This is a genomic window from Frigoribacterium sp. UYMn621 (assembly GCF_040549525.1).
GTDB lineage: Bacteria > Actinomycetota > Actinomycetes > Actinomycetales > Microbacteriaceae > Lacisediminihabitans.
The window spans coordinates 99,462-120,043 of record NZ_JBEPTM010000002.1; the positions used below are offsets into that span (position 1 = coordinate 99,462).

The 20,582-nt window shown below is 66.8% G+C and carries 21 protein-coding genes; 10 read left to right on the forward strand and 11 right to left on the reverse strand.

Annotated features, from left to right (window positions below):
• Positions 1-95: 95 nt before the first annotated feature.
• Genes rlmB through ABIB54_RS04505 form a run of 4 tightly spaced genes read right to left on the reverse strand, consistent with a single transcriptional unit; the run spans position 96 to position 4,206 of the window.
• Complete coding sequence (gene rlmB / locus ABIB54_RS04490) at positions 96-1,118, reverse strand: 23S rRNA (guanosine(2251)-2'-O)-methyltransferase RlmB (protein WP_354574336.1); 1,023 nt, start codon at positions 1,116-1,118, stop codon at positions 96-98.
• The gene (cysS, locus tag ABIB54_RS04495) at positions 1,118-2,533 is read right to left on the reverse strand and encodes a cysteine--tRNA ligase (RefSeq protein WP_354574337.1); all 1,416 of its coding nucleotides are present in this window, start codon (positions 2,531-2,533) and stop codon (positions 1,118-1,120) included. Before cysS ends, rlmB begins: the two co-directional genes overlap by 1 nt.
• A 10-nt stretch (positions 2,534-2,543) precedes the next feature.
• The gene (gene ispD / locus ABIB54_RS04500; protein WP_354574338.1) at positions 2,544-3,743 is read right to left on the reverse strand and encodes a 2-C-methyl-D-erythritol 4-phosphate cytidylyltransferase; all 1,200 of its coding nucleotides are present in this window, start codon (positions 3,741-3,743) and stop codon (positions 2,544-2,546) included.
• Positions 3,724-4,206, reverse strand: coding sequence for a CarD family transcriptional regulator (locus ABIB54_RS04505; RefSeq protein WP_354574339.1), 483 nt, complete (start codon positions 4,204-4,206; stop codon positions 3,724-3,726). The genes ispD and ABIB54_RS04505 overlap by 20 nt, the downstream gene beginning before the upstream one ends.
• A gap of 161 nt (positions 4,207-4,367) precedes the next feature.
• Here ABIB54_RS04505 and ABIB54_RS04510 point away from each other — a divergent pair, with 161 nt between their 5' ends.
• Complete coding sequence (locus tag ABIB54_RS04510) at positions 4,368-4,928, forward strand: hypothetical protein (protein ID WP_354574340.1); 561 nt, start codon at positions 4,368-4,370, stop codon at positions 4,926-4,928.
• A 71-nt stretch (positions 4,929-4,999) separates the two neighbouring features.
• On the opposite strand, the gene ABIB54_RS04515 is transcribed toward ABIB54_RS04510, so the two are convergent.
• Both ABIB54_RS04515 and ABIB54_RS04520 read right to left on the reverse strand, forming a co-directional pair.
• A complete protein-coding gene (locus ABIB54_RS04515) occupies positions 5,000-5,677 on the reverse strand; it encodes a response regulator (RefSeq protein ID WP_354574341.1) in 678 nt (225 codons plus the stop codon).
• Between the two features lies 1 nt (position 5,678).
• Positions 5,679-6,830, reverse strand: coding sequence for a sensor histidine kinase (locus ABIB54_RS04520; RefSeq protein ID WP_354574342.1), 1,152 nt, complete (start codon positions 6,828-6,830; stop codon positions 5,679-5,681).
• A 169-nt stretch (positions 6,831-6,999) separates the two neighbouring features.
• Between ABIB54_RS04520 and phoU the strand changes: the two genes are divergently transcribed.
• Entirely contained in the window at positions 7,000-7,653 is a 654-nt protein-coding gene (gene phoU / locus ABIB54_RS04525; RefSeq protein ID WP_354574343.1) for a phosphate signaling complex protein PhoU, read from the forward strand.
• A 14-nt stretch (positions 7,654-7,667) separates the two neighbouring features.
• On the opposite strand, the gene ABIB54_RS04530 is transcribed toward phoU, so the two are convergent.
• Entirely contained in the window at positions 7,668-8,411 is a 744-nt protein-coding gene (locus tag ABIB54_RS04530) for a phosphoglyceromutase (protein WP_354574344.1), read from the reverse strand.
• Positions 8,412-8,443: 32 nt separating this feature from the next.
• Here ABIB54_RS04530 and ABIB54_RS04535 point away from each other — a divergent pair, with 32 nt between their 5' ends.
• A complete protein-coding gene (locus ABIB54_RS04535; protein WP_354574345.1) occupies positions 8,444-9,229 on the forward strand; it encodes a class I SAM-dependent methyltransferase in 786 nt (261 codons plus the stop codon).
• A gap of 12 nt (positions 9,230-9,241) precedes the next feature.
• Here the strand turns inward: ABIB54_RS04535 and ABIB54_RS04540 are convergent, their stop codons facing one another.
• The 4 genes from ABIB54_RS04540 to ABIB54_RS04555 form a co-directional block, all read right to left on the reverse strand.
• The gene (locus ABIB54_RS04540; protein ID WP_354574346.1) at positions 9,242-10,309 is read right to left on the reverse strand and encodes an FUSC family protein; all 1,068 of its coding nucleotides are present in this window, start codon (positions 10,307-10,309) and stop codon (positions 9,242-9,244) included.
• Between the two features lie 43 nt (positions 10,310-10,352).
• The gene (ygfZ, locus tag ABIB54_RS04545) at positions 10,353-11,456 is read right to left on the reverse strand and encodes a CAF17-like 4Fe-4S cluster assembly/insertion protein YgfZ (protein ID WP_354574347.1); all 1,104 of its coding nucleotides are present in this window, start codon (positions 11,454-11,456) and stop codon (positions 10,353-10,355) included.
• A complete protein-coding gene (locus tag ABIB54_RS04550) occupies positions 11,425-12,021 on the reverse strand; it encodes a heme-binding beta-barrel domain-containing protein (protein WP_354574348.1) in 597 nt (198 codons plus the stop codon). Before ABIB54_RS04550 ends, ygfZ begins: the two co-directional genes overlap by 32 nt.
• Positions 12,022-12,153: 132 nt before the next feature.
• Positions 12,154-12,444, reverse strand: a complete 291-nt coding sequence (locus tag ABIB54_RS04555) for a hypothetical protein (protein ID WP_354574349.1) — start codon at positions 12,442-12,444, stop codon at positions 12,154-12,156.
• A gap of 78 nt (positions 12,445-12,522) precedes the next feature.
• Here ABIB54_RS04555 and ABIB54_RS04560 point away from each other — a divergent pair, with 78 nt between their 5' ends.
• The 7 genes from ABIB54_RS04560 (at position 12,523) to pstA (ending at position 20,554) form a co-directional block, all read left to right on the forward strand.
• A complete protein-coding gene (locus ABIB54_RS04560) occupies positions 12,523-13,215 on the forward strand; it encodes a response regulator transcription factor (RefSeq protein ID WP_354574350.1) in 693 nt (230 codons plus the stop codon).
• Positions 13,193-13,993: a mycothiol synthase gene (gene mshD / locus ABIB54_RS04565; protein ID WP_354574351.1), complete on the forward strand. Its 801-nt coding sequence runs from the start codon at positions 13,193-13,195 to the stop codon at positions 13,991-13,993. Before ABIB54_RS04560 ends, mshD begins: the two co-directional genes overlap by 23 nt.
• A 64-nt stretch (positions 13,994-14,057) precedes the next feature.
• On the forward strand, positions 14,058-16,235 hold the full coding sequence (locus ABIB54_RS04570; protein ID WP_354574352.1) for an RNA degradosome polyphosphate kinase: 2,178 nt from the start codon (positions 14,058-14,060) through the stop codon (positions 16,233-16,235).
• On the forward strand, positions 16,232-17,182 hold the full coding sequence (locus ABIB54_RS04575; protein WP_354574353.1) for an NUDIX hydrolase: 951 nt from the start codon (positions 16,232-16,234) through the stop codon (positions 17,180-17,182). Before ABIB54_RS04570 ends, ABIB54_RS04575 begins: the two co-directional genes overlap by 4 nt.
• Before the next feature lie 145 nt (positions 17,183-17,327).
• Positions 17,328-18,425 carry a phosphate ABC transporter substrate-binding protein PstS gene (gene pstS / locus ABIB54_RS04580; protein ID WP_354574354.1) on the forward strand — a complete coding sequence of 366 codons (1,098 nt, stop codon included), beginning with the start codon at positions 17,328-17,330 and terminating at the stop codon, positions 18,423-18,425.
• A 102-nt stretch (positions 18,426-18,527) separates the two neighbouring features.
• A complete protein-coding gene (pstC, locus tag ABIB54_RS04585) occupies positions 18,528-19,469 on the forward strand; it encodes a phosphate ABC transporter permease subunit PstC (RefSeq protein ID WP_354574355.1) in 942 nt (313 codons plus the stop codon).
• Positions 19,469-20,554, forward strand: coding sequence for a phosphate ABC transporter permease PstA (gene pstA / locus ABIB54_RS04590; protein ID WP_354574356.1), 1,086 nt, complete (start codon positions 19,469-19,471; stop codon positions 20,552-20,554). The genes pstC and pstA overlap by 1 nt, the downstream gene beginning before the upstream one ends.
• Positions 20,555-20,582 lie beyond the last annotated feature (28 nt).

Sequence of the window (20,582 nt, forward strand, 5' to 3'; positions counted from 1 at the left end):
TGAGGCGCATGACGACCCCACGAGCAACTCCAGCCCCGCCAGCCCCACACCTTCCTGAATGATGAAAGGCCGGACCGGGGCTCTACGCGCCGACGCTACTTCTTCTTCGCGCGCTGCTTCGAGATCTCGTAGAGGGTGACGCTCGCGGCGATGCCGGCGTTGAGCGACTCGGTCGAGGAGTTGATCGGGATCGAGATCACGGCATCACAGGTCTCGGTCACGAGGCGGGAGAGGCCCTTCCCCTCGCTGCCGACGACAACCACCAGCGGCTCCTTCGCCCAGGACAGTTCGGGCAGCGGAGTGTCACCGTCGCCGGCGAGTCCCAGCACGAACACGCCGCGCTCCTTGAACGCCTTGAGCGTCTGGGTGAGGTTCGATGCCATCGCGACGGGCGTGCGGGCGGCGGCACCCGCCGAAGTCTTCCAGGCCGCGGCGGTGAGACCCACCGAACGACGCTGCGGCACGATCACGCCGTGACCGCCGAATGCGGCGACCGAGCGGATGATCGCGCCCAGGTTGCGCGGGTCGGTCACGCCATCGAGCGCGACCAGGAGTGGAACGCGCCCGCTCGCCACGATCTTGTCGAGGAGGTCTGTGGGGTGCGCGTACTCGTAGGGCGGAACTTTGAGGGCGAGTCCCTGGTGCACCGAGTCGAAGCCGGCGAGGCGGTCGAGCTCCGGGCGCATGACCTCGAGAATCGGCAGGCCGCGCTTGGTCGCGATCTGCATGACCTCCTTGACGCGGTCATCGTATTCGATGCGGGTCGCGATGTAGAGAGCGGTCGCCGGGATCTTGGCGCGGAGAGCCTCGAGCACCGAGTTGCGGCCGGTGACGACCTCGAACTCGTCGGTCTGCTTCGGACGCTGTGCACGCTGGGGACCGGCTGCACGCTGCGGGGCGCCCGTGCTCGACGGCTTCTTCGTGCCGCCGGCGGCGGCGAAACGGTCATTGGCCGCTTTGCGCTTGCCCGCGGGATGGTACGGACGATCGACGGCCTTCGGGGTGGGCTTCTTACCTTCGAGCGCCTGGCGACCCTGGCCACCGGAGCCGACCTGCTTGCCGGTGCTGCTCTTGCGCACGGCACCTGCGCGCGGCTTGTTGGCTCCACTGCTCTTCATTAGTCAAGACTCCAATGCGACCCCGACGGGGTGTCTTCGATCTGGATGCCGGCTGCGGCAAGTTCATCGCGAATGCGATCGGCGGACGGGAAATCGCGCGCCTTGCGTGCCGCGTCCCTGTCCTCGAGCAATTTCTCGACGAGAGTTGCGAGCGCTACACTCGCCGGATCATCCGCAGCAGTCTGCCACTCTACGGCCATCGGGTTGATTCCGAGAACTTCCGTCATCGCCAACACCTGGCCCTGCAGGGCTGCGGCGCTGCCGAGGTCCTCAGCATCGAGAGCCGCGTTGCCGGCACGAACCTGCTCGTGGAGCACGGCCATCGCCTGCGGAATGGCGAGGTCGTCGTCCATCGCCTCGGCGAATTCGTCGGGAATGATCTCCACGCCGGTGCCAGCGAACTGCGTTCCCTCGAGGCGGCGGGCAGCGCGATCGAGGAACACCTCGATGCGATCGAGGGCGGCCTCCGCTTCGGCAAGTGCGCCATCGTGATAGTCGATGGTGGAGCGGTAGTGAGCGGAGCCGAGGTAGTACCGCACGACGAGCGGGCGAGCCTGATCGAGGAACTCGGCCGCAAAGATGGAGTTGCCGAGCGACTTGGACATCTTCTGTCCGTTCACATTCACGAGCCCGTTGTGCACCCAGACGCCCGCGAAGCCATGGCCGGCGGCGGATGACTGGGCCAGCTCGTTCTCGTGATGCGGGAACCGCAGGTCCAAACCGCCACCGTGGATGTCGAAGCGGGTGCCGAGATACTGCTGCGACATCGCGGAGCACTCGATGTGCCACCCCGGGCGGCCGTCACCCCAGGGCGAAGGGTATGCGGCCGATGCCGGCTCGTCCTGTTTGTGCCCCTTCCACAGGGCGAAGTCGCGGGCATCGCGCTTGGCCCGGCTCGGCGCATCGGCTGATGCCGCCATGTCTGCGGGTTTCTGGTTGGTGAGCTCGCCGTAGGCCGGCCAGGACGCCACGTCGAAGTAGACGTCGCCCGACTCGTCGTCGGCGGCGTAGGCGTGACCGCGCTCGATCAGCTCCGCGATCAAGCGCTGCATCTGCGGGATGCTGGCGGTCGCGCGCGGCTCATAGGTGGGCGCGAGGATGCCGAGGCGCTCGTAACCCCGGGTGAACTCGAGCTCGAAGCGGTAGGCGAGGGCCCACCATTCCTCGCTCCCGGTGGCCGCGCTCGCGAGGATCTTGTCGTCGATGTCGGTGACGTTGCGCACGAGCGTGACGTCGTATCCGCGATAGCCGAGCCAGCGTCGCCACTGATCGTAGACGAGGGCGGAGCGCAGGTGACCGATGTGCGGCGAGGACTGAACCGTGGGTCCGCAGACGTAGATTCCGACCTTGCCTTCGACGATCGGCACAAGGTCGAGAAGCCCCTGCGAGCGGGAATCGTAGAGGCGCACTGTCACGCGCACCAGCCTACCGAGTGCTCCCCGACCGAATGCGCTGAAGAAGACAGGTCGCGACCACGCTGATCCCGTCGCCCCTCCCGGTGAATCCGAGCCCGTCGGAGGTCGTCGCCGCCACGCTCACCGGAGCCCCGACGAGTGCGCTGAGCCTGGTCTCGATCTCCGCTCGCCGGGTGCCGATCTTCGGATGGTTCGCCACGACCTGCACCGAGACGTTGCCGATCGCGAACCCGGCGGCTCCCACGAGCTCAACGGTCGCGGCGAGGAAGACCTCGCCATGGGCATCCGCGAACCGGGGATCCGAGGTGCCGAAGTTCGACCCGAGGTCACCGAGGCCTGATGCCGAGAGCAGCGCATCGCAGATGGCGTGACTGACCGCATCCCCGTCGCTGTGCCCGGCGAGGCCGACCTCCGCCGGCCAGAACACGCCGCCGAGCCAGAGCGGACTCGCCTCGTCGAAGGCATGCACATCGATGCCGATGCCGGTGCGGGTCTCCGCCGGCAGGACCGCGGCGAGGAGGGACTCGGCTCGGCGGAGGTCCCACGGTGTGGTGATCTTGAAGGCGAGGGCATCGCCATCGATCACGACCACCGGGTGACCGGCGGCAGCGAAGAGGGCGGCATCATCGGTGTGGTCGGCGCTCGCGTCCGCGTAGGCGGCAACGAGCTGCTGCCGGGGGAAGCCCTGCGGGGTCTGCACCGCAACGAGCTCCGAGCGATCGACGGTCGCGACCGCGAGCCCGCCCTCCACCCGCTTGATCGTGTCGGCGACGGCGAGGCCGGGGATCACCCCTGCGCCGGTCTGCCGCACCGCCGCGACCACGGCGTCGAACTGGGCAGGCGGCGTGAACGACCTGGCCGCATCGTGAACGAGCACGATCCGAACACTCGCTGCGAGCGCGGCGAGGCCCGCCGCCACGGAGCCCTGGCGAGACTCGGAACCGATGACGACGGTCACCGATTCGTGAGCGGCCCCGGCGACCTCTGTCGCGAGCGTGCGTGCTTCGTCGACCCAGTCGGCGGGCGCGACCACCACGACCTGCGCCGACTCGCCGCTGCCGAAGACCCCCTCGAGGGCGTGGGCGAGGATCGGTCGCCCGGAGACCGGCACGAAAGCCTTGGGATCCGGATGCCCGAGACGCGATCCGCTGCCGGCCGCGACGACGATGATGCCGACATCGGGCCCGGAGCTAGGACGCAAGAACCTCATCGAGCACGGTCGAGGCCTTCTCTTCGTCGGTCTTCTCGGCGAGGGCGAGTTCGGAGACGAGGATCTGCCTCGCCTTGGCGAGCATGCTCTTCTCACCGGCGGACAGCCCCCGGTCCTGGTCGCGGCGCCAGAGATCGCGAACCACCTCGGACACCTTGATCACGTCTCCCGAGGCGAGCTTCTCCAGGTTGGCTTTGAAACGGCGTGACCAGTTGGTCGGCTCCTCGGTGAACGGGGCCCGCAAGACGTCGAAGACGCGGTCGAGGCCGTCCTGCCCGATCACATCCCGAACCCCGACGAGATCGACGTTCTCTGCCGGCACCTCGATCACGAGGCCGCCCTGTGCGACGGTGAGTTTGAGGTAGAGCGTGTCTTCACCCTTGACCTTGCGCGTCTTCACTTCGGTGATCGTCGCCGCACCGTGGTGGGGGTAAACAACCGTCTCGCCGACCTCGAAAAGCATTGCTGACACTCCGTTTCAGTGGCCGTCAGTTTATCACAGGGCCTTTTCCGTGGCGGGGGCGAGAGGCCTTGGCCGCCGTCGCCGTAGGCTAAACTTCGAACTGGCTTCGTTGGCCATCCGCCGCGTCATCGCCGTGTTTTCGTTTCGTTCTGGAGGGTCCCGTGAGAGCTCGCATCGTCGCAACCGTCGTAGTGGCGGCGTCGCTGTTGCTCTCCACCGCCGGCTGCAGCTTCTTCGCGCCGCAGTCGACACTCAAGAAGTACGACCCGAGCGACGGGGTGGGCGCGACCGTCGGCCAGGTGAAGGTGCGCAACGCACTGCTCCTCACGAAGGACGGGCAGGAGGCGAGCTTCCTCGTCAACCTCGTCAACGACGGCCAGAAGACCGTGAACGTGCTCATCCAGTACGACGGCACGACGGCCGAGGGGACCTCCGGCAAGGTCGACACCCGCGTGCAGCTCGACGCGGGGGAGGTCAAGACCTTCGGATCCTCCGATACCCGCCAGCTGATCTTCAGCGGAATCAACTCCCAGCCCGGATCCCTCTTCCCCGTCTTCGTCCAGTACGGCACGGAGACCGGGGACCAGTTGCTGGTGCCGGTGCTCGACGGGTCGCTCTCCGAATACTCGAAGCTCCTTCCGACGCCGCTGCCGACCGCCACTCCGCCGGTGAACCCGACGGTCATCCCGGTCCCGACCCCCACGGCGACGACCGCCCCGTAGCCGCTGGGCCGCAGCGGAGCCCGCGCGCGGGTGCCGCCCCAGCCTGCCGCCCCAGGCTGCCGTCGGCTGCTTCAGGGCTCGAAGCGGTAGCCGAGCCCGCGAACGGTCAGCAGCATCCTCGGGTCGGAGGGCTCCTTCTCGATCTTCGACCGGATGCGCTTGATGTGCACGTCGAGCGTCTTGGTGTCGCCGAAGTAGTCCGAGCCCCACACACGGTCGATCAGCTGGCCGCGGGTGAGCACCCGGCCGGAGTTGCGCAGAAGCACCTCGAGAAGCTCGTATTCCTTCAGCGGCATGGCCGTGTCCACTCCGCGAACGGCGACGGTGTGGCGGTCGACATCCATGCGGACGTCGCCGGACTCGAGGATGGCGGTGTCGTCTTCGTCGGTCTCAACCCGGCGTCGCATGACGGCCCGGATGCGCGCGAGAAGCTCGCGGGTGGAGTACGGCTTGGTGACGTAGTCGTCGGCACCGAGCTCGAGGCCGACCACCACATCCACTTCACTGTCCTTCGCGGTGAGCATGATGATCGGCACCTGGGATCGAGTGCGGATCTCGCGGCACACCTCAGTGCCAGCGATGCCGGGAAGCATGAGGTCGAGCAGGATGAGGTCGGCTCCGGCGCGGTCGAACTCCGCGAGGGCGGAGATGCCGTCGGCTGCGATGGAGGTCTCGTAGCCCTCACGACCGAGCAGGAAGGCGAGGGGCTCGCTCAGGGAGGGTTCGTCTTCGACGATCAGGATGCGCAACTTAAGCCTCTTTCAGGGATGCGGTCGTGGCGTGGGACGCTTCGGGCAGGCGGATGGTGAAGGTCGACCCGTTTCCGGGCTGGGACCAGACGCGGATGTCGCCGCCGTGGTTCTGCACGACGTGCTTGACGATGCTGAGGCCGAGCCCCGAGCCCCCGGTGTGGCGTGAGCGAGCCGGATCGATGCGGAAGAAGCGCTCGAACACGCGGTCGAGTTCGTCATCCGGAATGCCGATGCCCTGGTCGGTGACGGCGATCTCGACGATGCCGTCGGCGTTGCTCACGCCGACGCCCACCCGGGAGCCCTTGGGCGAATACTGGATCGCATTGGCGATGAGGTTGTGCAGGGCGACGGCGAGCAGCGGTTCGTCGCCGTAGACCTCCGCGCCGGCGTCTCCCCCGCTGACGATGGTGACGCGGCTGGACTCCGCCGCCACCCGGTTCTGGTCGATCGCCAGGGCAACCACGTGGTCGATCTCCACGACGTGGGGGCTGGTGAGGGCATCCGCCGCCTGCAAGCGGGAGAGCTCGATGATCTCCTGCGTGATGCGGGCGAGGCGATCCGCCTCCTTGGTGAGCCTCTTGGCGAAGCGGCGCACCTGGTCCGGATCGTCGGAGGCCGCCTGCAGCGCTTCGGCGAGAAGGCCGACCGCGCCGATCGGGGTCTTGAGTTCATGGCTGATGTTGGCCACGAAGTCCCGCCGCACCTCGTCGAGGCGATAGGACTCGGTGCGGTCCTCCGCGAGCAGCAGGATGTACCGGGCGCCCAAGCGGGCGACCCGCACGAAGAGGTAGATGTTCGCGTCGCCGAAGGGACCGCGAGAGAGCTCGAGCTCCTGCGTGATCGGTTCGCCGTATCGACGGACGCGATCGACGATGGTCACGAGTTCCGGATGCACGAGAGCCTGGTTCCAGACGAGGCCGAAGGCCATCGCCCCCGGGCTTGCCTTCACCACGGTGTTCGAGGGATCGAGCACGATCCCGGCGGACTCGAGGGCCTCGATCACCTGGTCGACACCGTCGGGCACCGCGGTACTCACCACCGCAACGGCACGCTGGCCGCGGCGGGCGGAGGCGACGAGCAGCGCCGTGACACCCACACCGACGGCGACACCGAAAGCCAGCGCGAGCGGCACCAGCAGGGCGGAGTCCATAGCCACTAGATTAGTTACATCCGGGGGCTCGGCTCGCGCCCGTGTGGTGGCCGGCTCCGGCACTTGGCGTGTTGTTCAGGTGCGGTTCCCCCGCTGTTCACCTGCGCGGGGCAGGGTTGCAGCAGAACTGTGCGGGAATCGAAGACTCGCAGCGAAAGGGACGTGAACGATGCGCGAGGTATTCCAGCAGGAACTGGCGGAGGTGCAGGAGCGCCTCGTCGAGATCGCCGCCCTCGTGGAGACGTCGATCGACAACGCCACCCGTGCGTTCAACGAATCGAACGTGTCACTCGCCGAGGCCGTCATCGCCGACGACAGCAAGATCGACGAAGCGGCCATCGCCCTCGACGAACTGGCCATCAACATCCTGGCCCGCCAGCAGCCGGTGGCCCGCGACCTCCGCATTGTCGTGAGCGCCCTGCGCATCAGCGCCTCGCTCGAGCGCATGGGCGACATGTCGGAGCACATCGCTCAGCTGGCCCGCTACCGCTTTCCCGACAAGGTGGTGCCGAAGTCCCTGCGCACCACGTTCGCCGAACTCGGCCATCTCGATGTTCAGATCGCGCGCAAGCTCACCCAGTTGCTCCGCACCGAAGACGTGCGCATCGCCGAAGAGATCCGCAACGACGACGACCGCATCGACGCGCTGCACCTGAGCGTGTTCGACAAGGTGCTCGGCGAGACCTGGAAGGGCGCGGCCGTCGACACTGTGGATGCCACCCTCGCGTCGCGCTACCACGAACGTTTCGCCGACCACGCGGTCTCGATCGCGAAGAAGGTGCAGTACCTGGCCACCGGCGACTGGGTGGCCGCGGAACTGTAATCCGCGCTGGCGCGCTACTTCTTGCCCTGCGCCGCCACCGCTGCCGCACCCGCGGCCGCAGCCTCGGGGTCGAGGTATTCGCCGGGCTTCACCGGCGCGAAGGTCTCGTCGAGCGTGTAGACCAGTGGGATGCCGGTCGGGATGTTCAGCTCGGCGATCGCGTCGTCCGCGATGTGGTCGAGGTGCTTCACCAGCGCGCGAAGAGAGTTGCCGTGCGCGGTGACGAGCACGGTCTTTCCCGCGGCGAGGTCGACCGTGATGTCGGAGTGCCAGTACGGAAGCATCCGATCGATGACCAGTTTGAGGGATTCGGTTCGCGGCAGGTCGTCGCCGAGGCCGGCGTAACGCGGATCGTGAGCCTGTGAGAATTCGCTGTCGTCGTCGAGCGGCGGCGGCGGAACATCGAAGGACCGGCGCCAAGTCATGAACTGCTCCTGGCCGTACTCGGCGAGGGTCTGCGCCTTGTCCTTGCCCTGCAGTGCACCATAGTGACGCTCGTTGAGGCGCCAGCTGCGCTTCACGTCGATCCAGTCCCGGTCGGCCACATCGAGCGCGATATCGGCGGTGTGGATGGCCCGCTTGAGAACGCTCGTGTACTGGATGTCGGGAAGGATGCCGGACTCCGCGAGAAGTTCGCCGGCCCGGCGGGCCTCGGTGCGTCCCACCTCGCTGAGGTCGACATCCACCCACCCGGTGAAGAGGTTCTTCTGGTTCCAGTCTGACTGGCCGTGGCGCAGGAGGATGAGCGTGTACGTCATGCCTCAACTCTAGCGAGCGGGATAATCGACGCATGCCCATCGGTTCGATCACTCGTGGGACCACCGGAACCAATCGGCTCCGCCGTGTCGACCGGTGGATCGCGGAGCTGCCGGCCTTCCGTCGCGCCGCTGATGCGCTCGTGGTCGACCTCGGCTACGGGGCATCCGCGACCACCACCCTCGAGCTGCACCAGAGGCTCTCCCGAGTGCGGCCGACGGTGGAGGTCGTCGGCTTCGAGATTGATCCGGCGCGGGTCGCGCTCGCGAGCGTCTCCGCCCGGGCGGGCGTGCGCTTCGCGCTCGGCGGATTCGAGGTGCCGCTGCCCGGTGGGCGCTCGGCCACGGTGATCCGCGCGCTCAACGTGCTTCGGCAGTACGACGAATCCGAGGTGCTCGCCGCGTGGCGCCTGATGGTGTCGCGCCTCGAGCCCCTCGGGGTGCTCGTGGAGGGCACCTGCAACGAAGTGGGCCGCGTCGCCAGCTGGGTGGATGTCACGGCCGACGGTCCCCGCACCCTAACGGTGAGCCTGCGCCTCGCCGACCTCGAACGACCGTCGATCGTGGCGGAGCGACTTCCCAAGGTGCTGATCCATCGCAACGTGCCCGGGGAGGGGGTTCATGCGTTCCTGCGTGACCTCGATCGGCAGTGGCAGCTCAACGCGGCCCTCTCGGTCTATGGTCCGTCCCAGCGCTGGATCGCCACAGCCCAGGGTCTCGCGGATGCGGGCTGGCCGGTGCAGGGGGGCCGGTCCCGGTGGAAGCTCGGGGAGCTCACGGTGCTCTGGGAGGCCGTAGCGCCCCAGGGCTTCCTCTGGTGACCGAGAGGGCCGTCACAGCTCTGGCAGCAGAGCTCGAGCCTTCTCGGCCGGCAGGTCCGCGGCCGTCAGCAGGTCGACGAGCAGGGGTCGCATCATCAGGATCACCACGGAATCCGTGACGGGCGCACCGGCGACGACGGTGTCGGGGCGGAGCCGTTCGGCGATGGCCACGAGTCCGACCCGCGCCGTGTCGGCGAGCAGAGGGTCGTCGAGGCTCTGGCCGAGCAACTCCACCGCGGTGCCGAGGCTCGCCATGATCGAGGCGATCCCGGGTCTCTGCTCACCGTCGCGCACCAGGAAGTCGATGCGCCTGGCGATCACCCGGAGGTTGCGGGTGGCGAGGTCCATGCCGCGGAGCACGCGGGTCTGCGCGAGCAGATCCGGGCGCCGCCGACGCAGGAACGGCGAGATCCGGGCGATCGCGGCGGCGGAGTCGAGGGACGCCGCCCAGCCGTCGATGACCGGCTGGGTCGTGCGCAGTCGATCGAGGGCGTGCTCTGCGGAGGGCTCGTCCGCCCTCTCCAGCGCGACGACCAGGGAATCCAGCGCCTCGTTGAGCGACGCGAAGAGGCGCCGGGCATCCTGACGGGCGAGCCGTCGGGGATCCCGCGGCACCAGGGCCGTGACGATGAGCGCGACGATCCCCGCGACGATTCCGTCGATGCTGCGCACGAAGGGGCCACCGGCGGGGACGGGCAACAACATGACGAGCATCGATTGGACGCCTGCCGCGACCGCGAAGGCATTGCTCGGCGAGAGGGCGCGCGCCACGACAAGGGTCAGCATCAGCACGAGCGCGACCTGCCAGAGCCCCTGACCCACCGTGAGGAGCAACGCTTCGCTGAGCACGATGCCGATGACGATGCCGATCGCCGTCTCGAGCACCCGAACGGGGCGGGCATCCCGCACGAAGCCGAGGCTCGAGATGGTGACGGTCACCGCGAGCAGCGGCACCGCGTATCCGAGGAGGTAGTGCGCCACCGCGTAGGAGGTCGAGGAAGCGATGACGATCTGCAACGCCGGCACGATCGATTCGACCGTTCGCCGGCCCGACGATCGGAGATCGAACACCTGTGGCACGACCGAGCGCACCCTGCCCGCCTGCATCGTCAGCGCTCGCTCCCTAGCGGGGAATCGCGCCGAGACGGGGAAGCCGTGGCACGTTCGCCGCGGCCCCGGCTTCCGGGGGCACGACGATCTCCTGTGCCGCAGGCACCAGGATGCCCTCAGACCGCACCGCGAGCTCGGCGAGGGGGTCGGCGGTGCGCTTCACCACGGCGAGCGCGATCGGTCCCAGCTCGAAATGACGGGCAGCGGATGTCACCGACCCGACAGTCTTCTCGCCGAGAAGCACCTCGTCCCCCGGCGACGGCAGCACGGAGTCCGAGCCGTCGAGATGCAGCATCACGAGGCGACGCGGGGGGTGCCCGAGGTTGTGGACCTTGGCGACGGTCTCCTGACCGCGGTAGCAGCCCTTGCTGAGGTGCACGGCCGAGCGCAGCCAGTCGAGCTCATGGGGGATCGTCTTCTCATCGCCCTCGGTCGCCAGCCGTGGCCGCCAGGCCGCGATCCGCAGTGCCTCGAGCGCGAGGAAACCCGCGAGCGGCAGATCGAGTCCGGGCAGGGCAGCGCGGGGAATCAGCACCTCGCTGTAGGTCCACTCCTCGGAAGGGTGATGCTCCACAGCGGCATACTGCCAGCCTCCGGCAGCCACCGCCGACCAGGGATCGATCCAGACCAGTGGCACGCCATTCGGGGAGGCCACCAGGATCTCGGGGGACCCGAGCGTGCCGATGGTGGCGAAGTCGGCGGTGCGGTCGCGCACCTCCACCCGCAACATGAACACCATCTTCGAGAGCCAGGCGAAGAGCCCCGGCGCTTCTTCCCGTTCCAGCAGCAGCCACAGGTCCACGCCGTCGTCGAGCAGCCGCACCGCGTATTCGAGGCGGCCCGTCGCATCCAGGAGCAGCGTCTCGCTCGACTGTCCGGGCTTCAGGTCGGTGACACTCTGGGAGGTGAGCGAGTTGATCCAGCTGAGACGGTCGACCCCGGAAATGGACAGAACGGCACGGTGGGACAGGTCCACCACGGCCTCGCCCGCGGCGAGCGAACGCTGTTCCGCGAGGGGGTTGCCGTAGTGGGCGGCGACGCCGGCGTCGGTCCCGACGCCGTCGACCGCACCCGGGCGTTCGAGCTCACTCAAGGCGGGCCAGCCGTCCGGAGGCATGGGTGGCGAGCTCCTGTCCGAGCGCGGCGAGATCCCACGCCCAGAGCATGTGATTGTCGACCAGCCCGTAGATGCGGGTCGAGGCGGTGTGCTCCTTGGAGGTGACGGATCGCATCACGGCATCCGTCGCCAGGTCGATGCGGGGTCCCTTGACCTGCCCGACATACAGTTCGCTCACCCCGCCGGGATGCAGGATCGACACCTCGATGTCGAACCCGTCGGAGGCGTTGCGCAGCGTCTCGACCGCGCGTGCGGTGGTGAACGGCTGGATGCCGACGCCCTGGAGCAGTCCGGGACCCGGGTCTCCTTCGGTCGCCTGCCGGCTCAGCCGCCAGTAGCCGGTCTCGGTGGCGAGCGGAGTGAGGTCGTCGTCGAGCAACCAGGTGTAGGACGTGTAGTTGAGGTGGGGAAGCCCGTCATGGGTGAAGCTCATGCGGTGCCCGAACTCGTAGTTGCGGATCTCTTCCCCGATGGCGTAGTTGACCACACCGGTGCCCTCCCACACCCCGATGAGCCACGAGAGGGGTACGAGTTCGGCGGGCAGGTTGACCGGTAGGTCGATCACAGCGTCCCTCTACTAGCGCTGGCCGCGAAAGAGGTTGAACAGCACCACCACGGAGACATAGCCGATGGCCAGAGTGGCGAGGATCAGCAGGCCGATGAAGAACAGCTCAAGACCGAGGTACATGGTTCGATTCTATCCGGCACTGAGCTGCAGAATGCCCAGCACGAGGGTAGCGACGCCGAGAATGACCACCGAGCCGCCGAGACAGGCCATCATGCGGTCGACGAGACCCTCTTTCTGCACGATCGCGAGCTGGATGCAGAAGGTGAGCAACACATCGGCGGCGAGCACGAACGGCACCCAGTCGAGGTAGTGCGCCCGCGGTACGAACAGCCCGATGAGCACGGAGCCCACGACGGCGACGGACCAGACCGGGACGACGCTCGTGAGGGTGAGGCGAGTGGCTGGCTGGTCGGTGGTCACCCGCCCAATTCTGCCCTACCCGGGCCTGACGTGGCCTCCGAGTGCCTTTAGACTGTGGTTCGGCACTTGGAGGACTCGTTGGCGCAGCTGTTGATCCTGACTTCCGCCGTCAACAGCGATGTCTTGCCGGCCCTCGGACTACTCAGTCACCGGACCCGGCAGATTCCCGCCGAGCCGGCGTCGCTCATCACCGCGCCGAGCTGCGACCTGATCCTCGTGGACGCCCGGCAGGACCTCGCGAGCGCGAAGTCGCTCTGCAAGATCCTCAACACCACGGGTGTCAACGTGCCCCTCATGTTGATCCTCACCGAGGGTGGCCTCACGGCCGTCAGCGCGGACTGGGGTGTCGACGACGTGATCCTCGAGACCGCCGGCCCCGCAGAGGTCGATGCCCGCATCCGTCTCGTGGTGGGTCGCCAGGCCCTCGACAAGACGAGCAACAAGATCCACGCCTCCGGTGTCGTGATCGACGAAGCGAGCTATTCGGCGAAGGTGCACGGGAGGCCGCTCGACCTCACGTTCAAGGAATTCGAGCTCCTGCGTTTTCTCGCCACGCATCCCTCCCGCGTCTTCACCCGTGAGCAACTGCTCAGCGAAGTCTGGGGCTACGACTATTTCGGTGGCACCCGCACCGTCGACGTGCATGTGCGGCGACTGCGGGCGAAGCTCGGCGACCTCGAGTCGCTGATCGGCACCGTGCGAAACGTGGGGTACCGCTTCAACGTGTATGAAGACGACACCGAACGCCTTGCCCAGTCCGTCAATTCCTGAGTCTCTCGCTCGTCTGATCGAGCGAGCCAGGGATGCCGACGGCCAGCCGCCCTTCTCCGATGGCGCGCTGGTAGAGCTGCGCACCGGCGCCAAGTCCCTGCTCGAACTCGAGCACGCCGCAGCCGTCTACTCCGGCACGGAGGCCGAGTTCGTCGTTGACCCCGCTCGGCGCGGTGCAGGAATCGGAACCCGACTGCTTGACCAGCTCCTGGAGCGCTGCGAGCCCTCCGTCAAGATCTGGGCACACGGCGACCACCCCGCGGCACGCGCCCTCGCGGCCAGCCATGACCTCGTCGCGATGCGGGAACTCCGCCAGTTGCGGATGCCGGTTCCCTTTGCGCCGGCAGTCGCCTCGGACTTCGACCGCTTCCGCCCCGGCGTCGACGAGGAGTCCTGGGTCGCGCTCAACGCGAAGGCCTTCGCCTTCCACCCCGAACAGGGTTCCGTGACGGTTGCCGCGCTCATCGAGCTTGAGGCAGAGCCGTGGTTCGAGGCCGACGACTTCATCGTGAGCCGCGACGGCGCGGGTCTCGCCGGATACTGCTGGCTGAAGATCGAAGACGGGATCGGCGAGTTCTACGTGGTGGGCGTCGATCCCGACCGGCAGGGCGAGGGGCTCGGCCGTCGTCTCATGGCCGCCGGCTTCGCGCGACTGGCCGACCGCGGCATCCGCACCGCCGCACTCTACGTGGAGTCCGATAACGTGCCGGCGATAGCGCTGTACCGCTCCCTGGGATTCACCGCGCATTCGGTCGACATCCAGTACGCCCGCGCCTGAGCCGTTTACCTGTAGTTAATTCACCTCGCGATGACGGCAACAGGCGAAGTGCAATGATTTAGGTATGAGCAACGAGACGTATCTTGGCGACGCCGGGTTGGCCACCGACAGTCTCGATGATGACGACTACGAGTCGACCTGGGTGGACGACGGCACTCTGCCCCCGGAGCGCTATCTCGACCGAGAGCTGAGCTGGCTGGCGTTCAACACGCGGGTGCTCGAGCTCGCGGAGGACCCGGAGTTGCCGCTCCTCGAGCGGGCGAACTTCCTCGCGATCTTCGCGAGCAACCTCGACGAGTTCTTCATGGTGCGAATCGCGGGGCTCAAGCGCCGCATCCTCACCGGGCTCGCCGTGCCGACCAACATCGGGGCCGCACCGACCGAGGTGCTCGCCGTGATCCAGGATCGCGCGCACGAGTTGCAGGCCCGCCACGCGCTCGCCTTCCGCGAACTGGTGAAACCAGACCTCGACGACGCCGGCATCCACATCGAGACCTGGGCCGACCTCGGCCAGGCCGATCGCGACTCCCTCGACGAGATCTTCGCCGCCCGCATCTTCCCGGTGCTGATGCCGCTGGCCGTCGACCCGGCGCATCCGTTCCCCTACATCTCCGGGCTGTCGCTCAACCTGTCGATCCGGGTGCGCAATCCCAAGATCGGCAAAGACGAGTTCGCCCGGCTCAAGGTGCCGCCGATGCTGCCTCGCTTCGTGCAGCTTCCGGACGACGGGAGCGGCCTGCTGCGCTTCATCCCGCTCGAAGACCTCATCTCCAACCATCTCGGAGACCTCTTCCCCGGCATGGAGGTGCTCGATCACCACGAGTTCCGCGTCACGCGCAACGAGGATGTGGTACTCGAGGAAGACGAGTCGGAGAACCTGATCCAGACCCTCGAGCGCGAGCTGCTTCGCCGCCGCTTCGGTCCGCCCATTCGTCTCGAGATCACCGACGACATGGATGACCTCACGCTGAGCCTCCTCGTGCGCGAACTCGACATCACCGACTCCGAGGTCTACCGGCTACCGGCCCCCCTCGACCTCGGTGGACTGTTCGAGCTGAACAAGATCGATCGCCCGACCCTCAAGTACCGCAAGCATGTGCCGACGACCGCCTCCCAGCTGATGCCGCTCGAACCCAATGCGACGCCGGACATCTTCGGATCGATCGCCCGCCAGGACGTGCTGCTCCACCACCCCTACGAGTCTTTCGCGACGAGCGTGCAGGCCTTCCTCGAACAGGCCGCGACGGATCCCGACGTGCTCGCCATCAAGCAGACCCTGTACCGCACCTCCGGTGACAGTCCGATCGTCGAGGCGCTGATCCAGGCCGCCGAATCCGGCAAGCAGGTGCTCGCGCTCGTGGAGATCAAGGCCCGGTTCGACGAGTCGGCCAACATCTCCTGGGCGCGCAAGCTGGAGAAGGCCGGGGTTCACGTGGTCTACGGGCTCGTTGGGCTCAAGACACACTGCAAGCTGGCGCTCGTGATCCGCCAGGAGAACGGCGTGCTCAAGCACTACAGCCACATCGGCACCGGCAACTACAACCCCAAGACCAGCCGCATCTATGAGGACTACGGGCTGCTCACCGCGAGCGCCACCGTCGGCAAAGACCTCACGCGACTGTTCAACGAGCTCTCCGGGTATGCGATCGAGAAGAAATTCAAGCGCTTGCTCGTCGCGCCCCTCCATCTGCGCAAGGGACTGATCAAGCGCATCCGTATCGAAGCCGACAATGCCCGCAACGGCATGCCGTCGGGTATCCGCATCAAGCTCAACTCGATCGTCGACGAGGCCATCATCGATGCGCTGTACCGGGCGAGCGAAGCCGGTGTCCCCATCGAGTTGCTCGTGCGCGGCATCTGCGGCGTCAAGCCCGGCGTCGACGGCCTGAGCGGCAATATCGAGGTGCGGTCGATCCTCGGCCGCTACCTGGAGCATTCCCGCATCTTCTCCTTCATCAACGGCGGCGATCCGCAGGTCTACATCGGCAGTGCGGACATGATGCACCGCAACCTCGACCGACGGGTCGAAGCGCTCGTGCGTCTCACCTCCCCTGACCACCTCCGGCAGATCGAGGATCTCTTCGACCTCTCCATGTCCGATGACACCGCCCACTGGAAGCTCGCCGCCGACGGGAGCTGGACGCGGCACTACCGGGCGGAAGACGGGTCACTGCTCGAGGACATGCAGAATGTGCTCATGCGACAGGTGTCCCAGAGAAAGCGCACCGGAGTAGTGCGTTGACCCTCACCGGCCCCGCTGTCGTACAGGCCGCGGGAGCAGTGTGCTGGCGGGAGACCCCCTCGGGCATCGAACTGCTGGTGATCCACCGCGGTGACCGCGCGGACGTCTCCATTCCCAAGGGCAAGGTGGATCCGGGCGAGACTCCCCCGCAGACCGCCGTGCGCGAGATCGCCGAGGAGACCGGGCTCGCGATCGCGCTGGGCGCGCCCCTCGGCTCGACCGAGTACACCATGCCGGGAGGTCGCGAGAAGATCGTGCACTACTGGTCCGCGGAGGTCTCGGATGAGGCGATCGCCGGGTCGACCTTCGTGCCGAACAAGGAGGTGGCGGCCGTCGAGTGGCTGTCGGTCAAAGCCGCGCGGGCAGCCCTCAGCTACGACCTCGACCGGGATGTGCTCGACCGGTTCTCTGCGCGGGCGAAGGCCCGCACCATCCGCACCTTCCCGATCATCGTTCTGCGCCACGGTCGCGCGGTTCCGCCCGCAAGCTGGGACGGACCGGATGCGACGCGCCCGCTGCTGCATCGCGGGCTCGAGCAGTCCCGCAATGTCGCGCCGGCCATCGCGGCCTGGGCACCGGAGAAACTCATCAGCAGCACTGCCGCGCGCTGTCTCGCCACGATCGAACCGGTCGCCGCTCTCACCGGACTGCCCGTCAAGCAGTCGACCGGCATCAGCCAGGATGCCTGGGAAGACGGTGCCGCCCGGGTGCACAAGGCCGTTCGCAAGCGGCTCGCCGCCGGGGTGTCTGTGGTGCTGTGCAGCCACGGGCCTGTGATCCCCGAGATCATCGCGGAGACCGCCGCTCTCACCAACACCCCGCTCGACGCTCCCCTGCGCCGTGCCGGCATGCTGTCGACCTCGGAATTCACGGTGATGCACGTGTCGGCGGAGCATCCGGATGCACCGCTCGTCGCCGTCGAGACCCACGGCCCGGCGTTCCTCTAGATCGCTTCCCTGAGACAGGGAGTGTTGGGGTGCCGTTAACCTGCCATTTACCTTCCGGGCAAGGTCTGGTTAACGGTCGCTTGTACTCTCGCTGAGGGGTCGGCACCGGCCCACGTCCTGTTTTCAACCTCCCGAAGGGAAACCTGTGAACATCAAGCGTTTTGGCAGCATCGCTGCCATTGCTGTCGCAGCCACCGTTGTCCTGTCCTCGTGCGCAGCAAACGAGGCAGCACCGTCCACGTCCGGGTCCGCAGCCCCGGTCAGCAAGCTCTCCGGCACCCTGAACGGTATCGGCTCCTCCGCTCAAGCCGACGCGGAAGCCGCCTGGGTTGCGGGCTTCCAGACCGCCAACCCGAAGGTCACCGTCAACTACGACTCGCAGGGATCTGGCGCCGGCCGCAAGGCATTCATCGGCGGGTCGGCCGACTTCGCCGGGTCGGATGCCGCACTGAACGACACTGAACTCGCCAGCACCTTCGCCGGTTGCGCCGCCGACAGCAAGGCGATCGACCTGCCCGTCTACATCTCCCCGATCGGCGTGGTCTACAACGTCGCCGGCGTCAAGGACCTGAAGCTCGATGCGGCGTCAATCGCCGGAATCTTCAAGGGTGCCATCACCAAGTGGAACGACCCGGCCATCGCCTCGCAGAACTCGGGAGCGACCCTTCCGGATGCTGCCATCGCGGTCGTCCACCGTTCGGATGACTCGGGAACGACGCAGAACTTCACCGACTACCTGGCCACCGTCGCCAGCTCTGTCTGGGACAAGCCGTCGGGACAGACCTTCCCCTACTCGATCGGTGATGCAGCCAAGGGCAACCAGGGCGTCGTCTCCGCAGTCACCGCTGCAGCGAACAGCATCGGCTACGCCGACCAGTCCGCCGCAGGCGCACTGGACATCGCGCAGGTCAAGGTGGGCGGCTCGTACGAGAAGATCACGACCAAGGGTGCCGCTGCCGTCATCGCAGCATCCCCCCTGGTCGCCGGCCGCCCGGCCAACGACCTCGCCATCGCGATCGACCGCAAGAACTCGACCGCCGGCGCATGGCCGATCGCTCTGGTGAGCTACCTGATCGTGTGCCAGACGTACGCCGACCCGGCCAAGGCCGAGCTCGTCAAGGCCTACGCGACCTACGTCGCAAGCGCCGATGGCCAGAAAGTCGGTTCCGACCAGGCCAAGTCCGCACCCCTCGCGAGCGATCTTGCGGCCAAGGTCGCCAAATCAATCGCTACCATCAAGTAGTCCGCCTTCCGCGCACCGGCTTGAGCTGTGACTTCACAGCTCAAGCCGGTGTGTGCGGAAGACTTGCATTCTCTATATCTCGTGAGGTAGGCAGAACCCACAATGACTACCGCAACTCCAGGAGCGATCAGGGCAAAAGTCCGGCTCGGTGACCGCATATTCTCCAGCAGCACCGTCGTCGCCGGCTCGATTATCCTGGCGGTTCTCGCTGCAGTCGCCATCTTCTTGGTCGGCCAGAGCATCCCCGCATTCGTCGCGAAGCCGGGAACACTTCCCCGAGGCGCAGCCAACTTCTGGGTGTACGTGTGGCCGCTCGTATTCGGCACCATCTGGGCGGGAGCCATCGCCCTGGTCATCGCCGTTCCCGTGGCCATCGGGGTCGCCCTCTTCATTTCGCACTACGCGCCGCGTCGCATCGCGCAGGTGCTCGGCTACATCGTCGACCTTCTGGCCGCGGTCCCCTCAGTCGTCTTCGGGCTGTGGGGCATCGGTGTTCTCGCTCCGTTCGTTCAGCCCTTCTATGTGTGGCTCGGCAACAACGTGGGCTGGTTTCCCCTCTTCGACGGCAGGGTGTCCGGCACCGGGCGCACCATCCTCACGGTGGCGATCGTGCTCGCAGTGATGGTGCTGCCCATCATCACGGCAGTCTGTCGCGAGGTTTTCCTCCAGGCTCCCCGGCTTCACGAAGAGGCCGCACTCGCTCTCGGCGCGACCCGCTGGGAGATGATCCGGATAGCCGTGCTGCCCTTCGCCCGCGCCGGAATCATCTCTGCGACCATGCTCGGCCTCGGTCGCGCCCTCGGAGAGACTCTCGCGGTGGCCATGGTGCTCTCCCCGGCAACCGTCGTGTCCTTCTTTCTGCTCACCACCCAGAACCCGAATACGATCGCCGGGAATATCGCCCTTCAATTTCCGGAGGCGACCGGTGTCGGGGTCAACACCCTCATCGCCACCGGACTCGTCCTGTTCGTCATCACCTTCATCGTGAACGCCATCGCCCGCGTCGCGGTCAACCGTCGCAAAGCATTCTCGGGAGCGAACTGATGTCAACGATTGCTCTCGGTCCGGCAGCCAACTCTCTCACCGTCGGTAGGCTCCCCCGCGGGGCCGCCCTCATGGTGCTTGTGGCAAGTTGGGCCGTGTTCGGAGTCGTCTTCCTCTTCGTGCAGCTCGCCGGTGGCACCAAGAATTTCAACCTCGTCGGCGCGCTCTTCCTCGGAACCGTGCTGTTCGATGTGCTCATCTACGTCTTGTCCCGCATTGTCGAGGGCAGGCGACGGGCCACGGATCGACTCGTCACCTCGCTGGTGACCACCGCCTTCATCGTCGCGCTGCTGCCGCTCGTGTCCCTCGTCTACACGGTGGTACTCAACGGCCTGCCGAGAATGCTCGAGCCGTCGTTCTTCAGCAGCTCCATGCGCAACGTGCTCGGCCCGGGAGGCGGGGCGCTCCACGCGGTCATCGGATCGCTCGAGATCACGCTCACAGCCACCGTGATCTCGGTGCCGATCGGACTTCTCACCTCGGTCTATCTCGTCGAGTACGGTCGGGGTGCCCTCGCGCGCACGATCACCTTCATGATCGATGTGATGACCGGCATCCCGTCCATCGTCGCCGGACTCTTCGCCTACGCGCTGTTCGTGCTCGTCACGGGCAACCCGGGGTACCGTTCCGGTTTCGGAGGCGCGGTCGCGCTCTCGGTGATCATGATCCCCGTCGTGGTGCGCTCATCGGAGGAGATCCTCAAACTCGTTCCGAACGAGCTTCGTGAGGCGTCCTACGCGCTCGGTGTGCCCAAGTGGTTGACGGTGCTGAAGATCGTCATCCCGACAGCGATCGCGGGAATCACCACGGGCGTCATGCTCGCGGTGGCCCGGGTCATCGGTGAGACGGCGCCGCTGCTCCTCATCACGGGCTTCACCGCGGGAATGAACTACGACATCTTCAACAATCAGATGATGACGCTCCCGATGTTCACCTACACCCAGTATGCGAACCAGGGCCCGGAGGCGGCGAACTTCCTCGACCGCGCGTGGGCCTCTGCACTGACCCTTATCCTTCTCGTGATGATCCTCAACCTCATCGCCCGCGCCATCGCCAGAATCTTCTCGCCGAAGCTCGGCCGCTAACCCTCATCGATCTTTATAAAGGAAATCT

Bases quoted from the DNA above. Each gene is read 5' to 3' on its own strand.
- ispD (WP_354574338.1), bottom strand. From the start codon at position 3,743: ATGAGGTTCTTGCGTCCTAGCTCCGGGCCCGATGTCGGCATCATCGTC.
- pstC (WP_354574355.1), top strand. From the start codon at position 18,528: ATGACTACCGCAACTCCAGGAGCGATCAGGGCAAAAGTCCGGCTCGGT.
- ABIB54_RS04530 (WP_354574344.1), bottom strand. From the start codon at position 8,411: ATGACGTACACGCTCATCCTCCTGCGCCACGGCCAGTCAGACTGGAAC.
- rlmB (WP_354574336.1), bottom strand. From the start codon at position 1,118: ATGAAGAGCAGTGGAGCCAACAAGCCGCGCGCAGGTGCCGTGCGCAAG.
- ygfZ (WP_354574347.1), bottom strand. From the start codon at position 11,456: ATGCCTCCGGACGGCTGGCCCGCCTTGAGTGAGCTCGAACGCCCGGGT.
- phoU (WP_354574343.1), top strand. From the start codon at position 7,000: ATGCGCGAGGTATTCCAGCAGGAACTGGCGGAGGTGCAGGAGCGCCTC.
- pstA (WP_354574356.1), top strand. From the start codon at position 19,469: ATGTCAACGATTGCTCTCGGTCCGGCAGCCAACTCTCTCACCGTCGGT.
- ABIB54_RS04520 (WP_354574342.1), bottom strand. From the start codon at position 6,830: ATGGACTCCGCCCTGCTGGTGCCGCTCGCGCTGGCTTTCGGTGTCGCC.
- ABIB54_RS04535 (WP_354574345.1), top strand. From the start codon at position 8,444: ATGCCCATCGGTTCGATCACTCGTGGGACCACCGGAACCAATCGGCTC.
- ABIB54_RS04570 (WP_354574352.1), top strand. From the start codon at position 14,058: ATGAGCAACGAGACGTATCTTGGCGACGCCGGGTTGGCCACCGACAGT.
- ABIB54_RS04505 (WP_354574339.1), bottom strand. From the start codon at position 4,206: ATGCTTTTCGAGGTCGGCGAGACGGTTGTTTACCCCCACCACGGTGCG.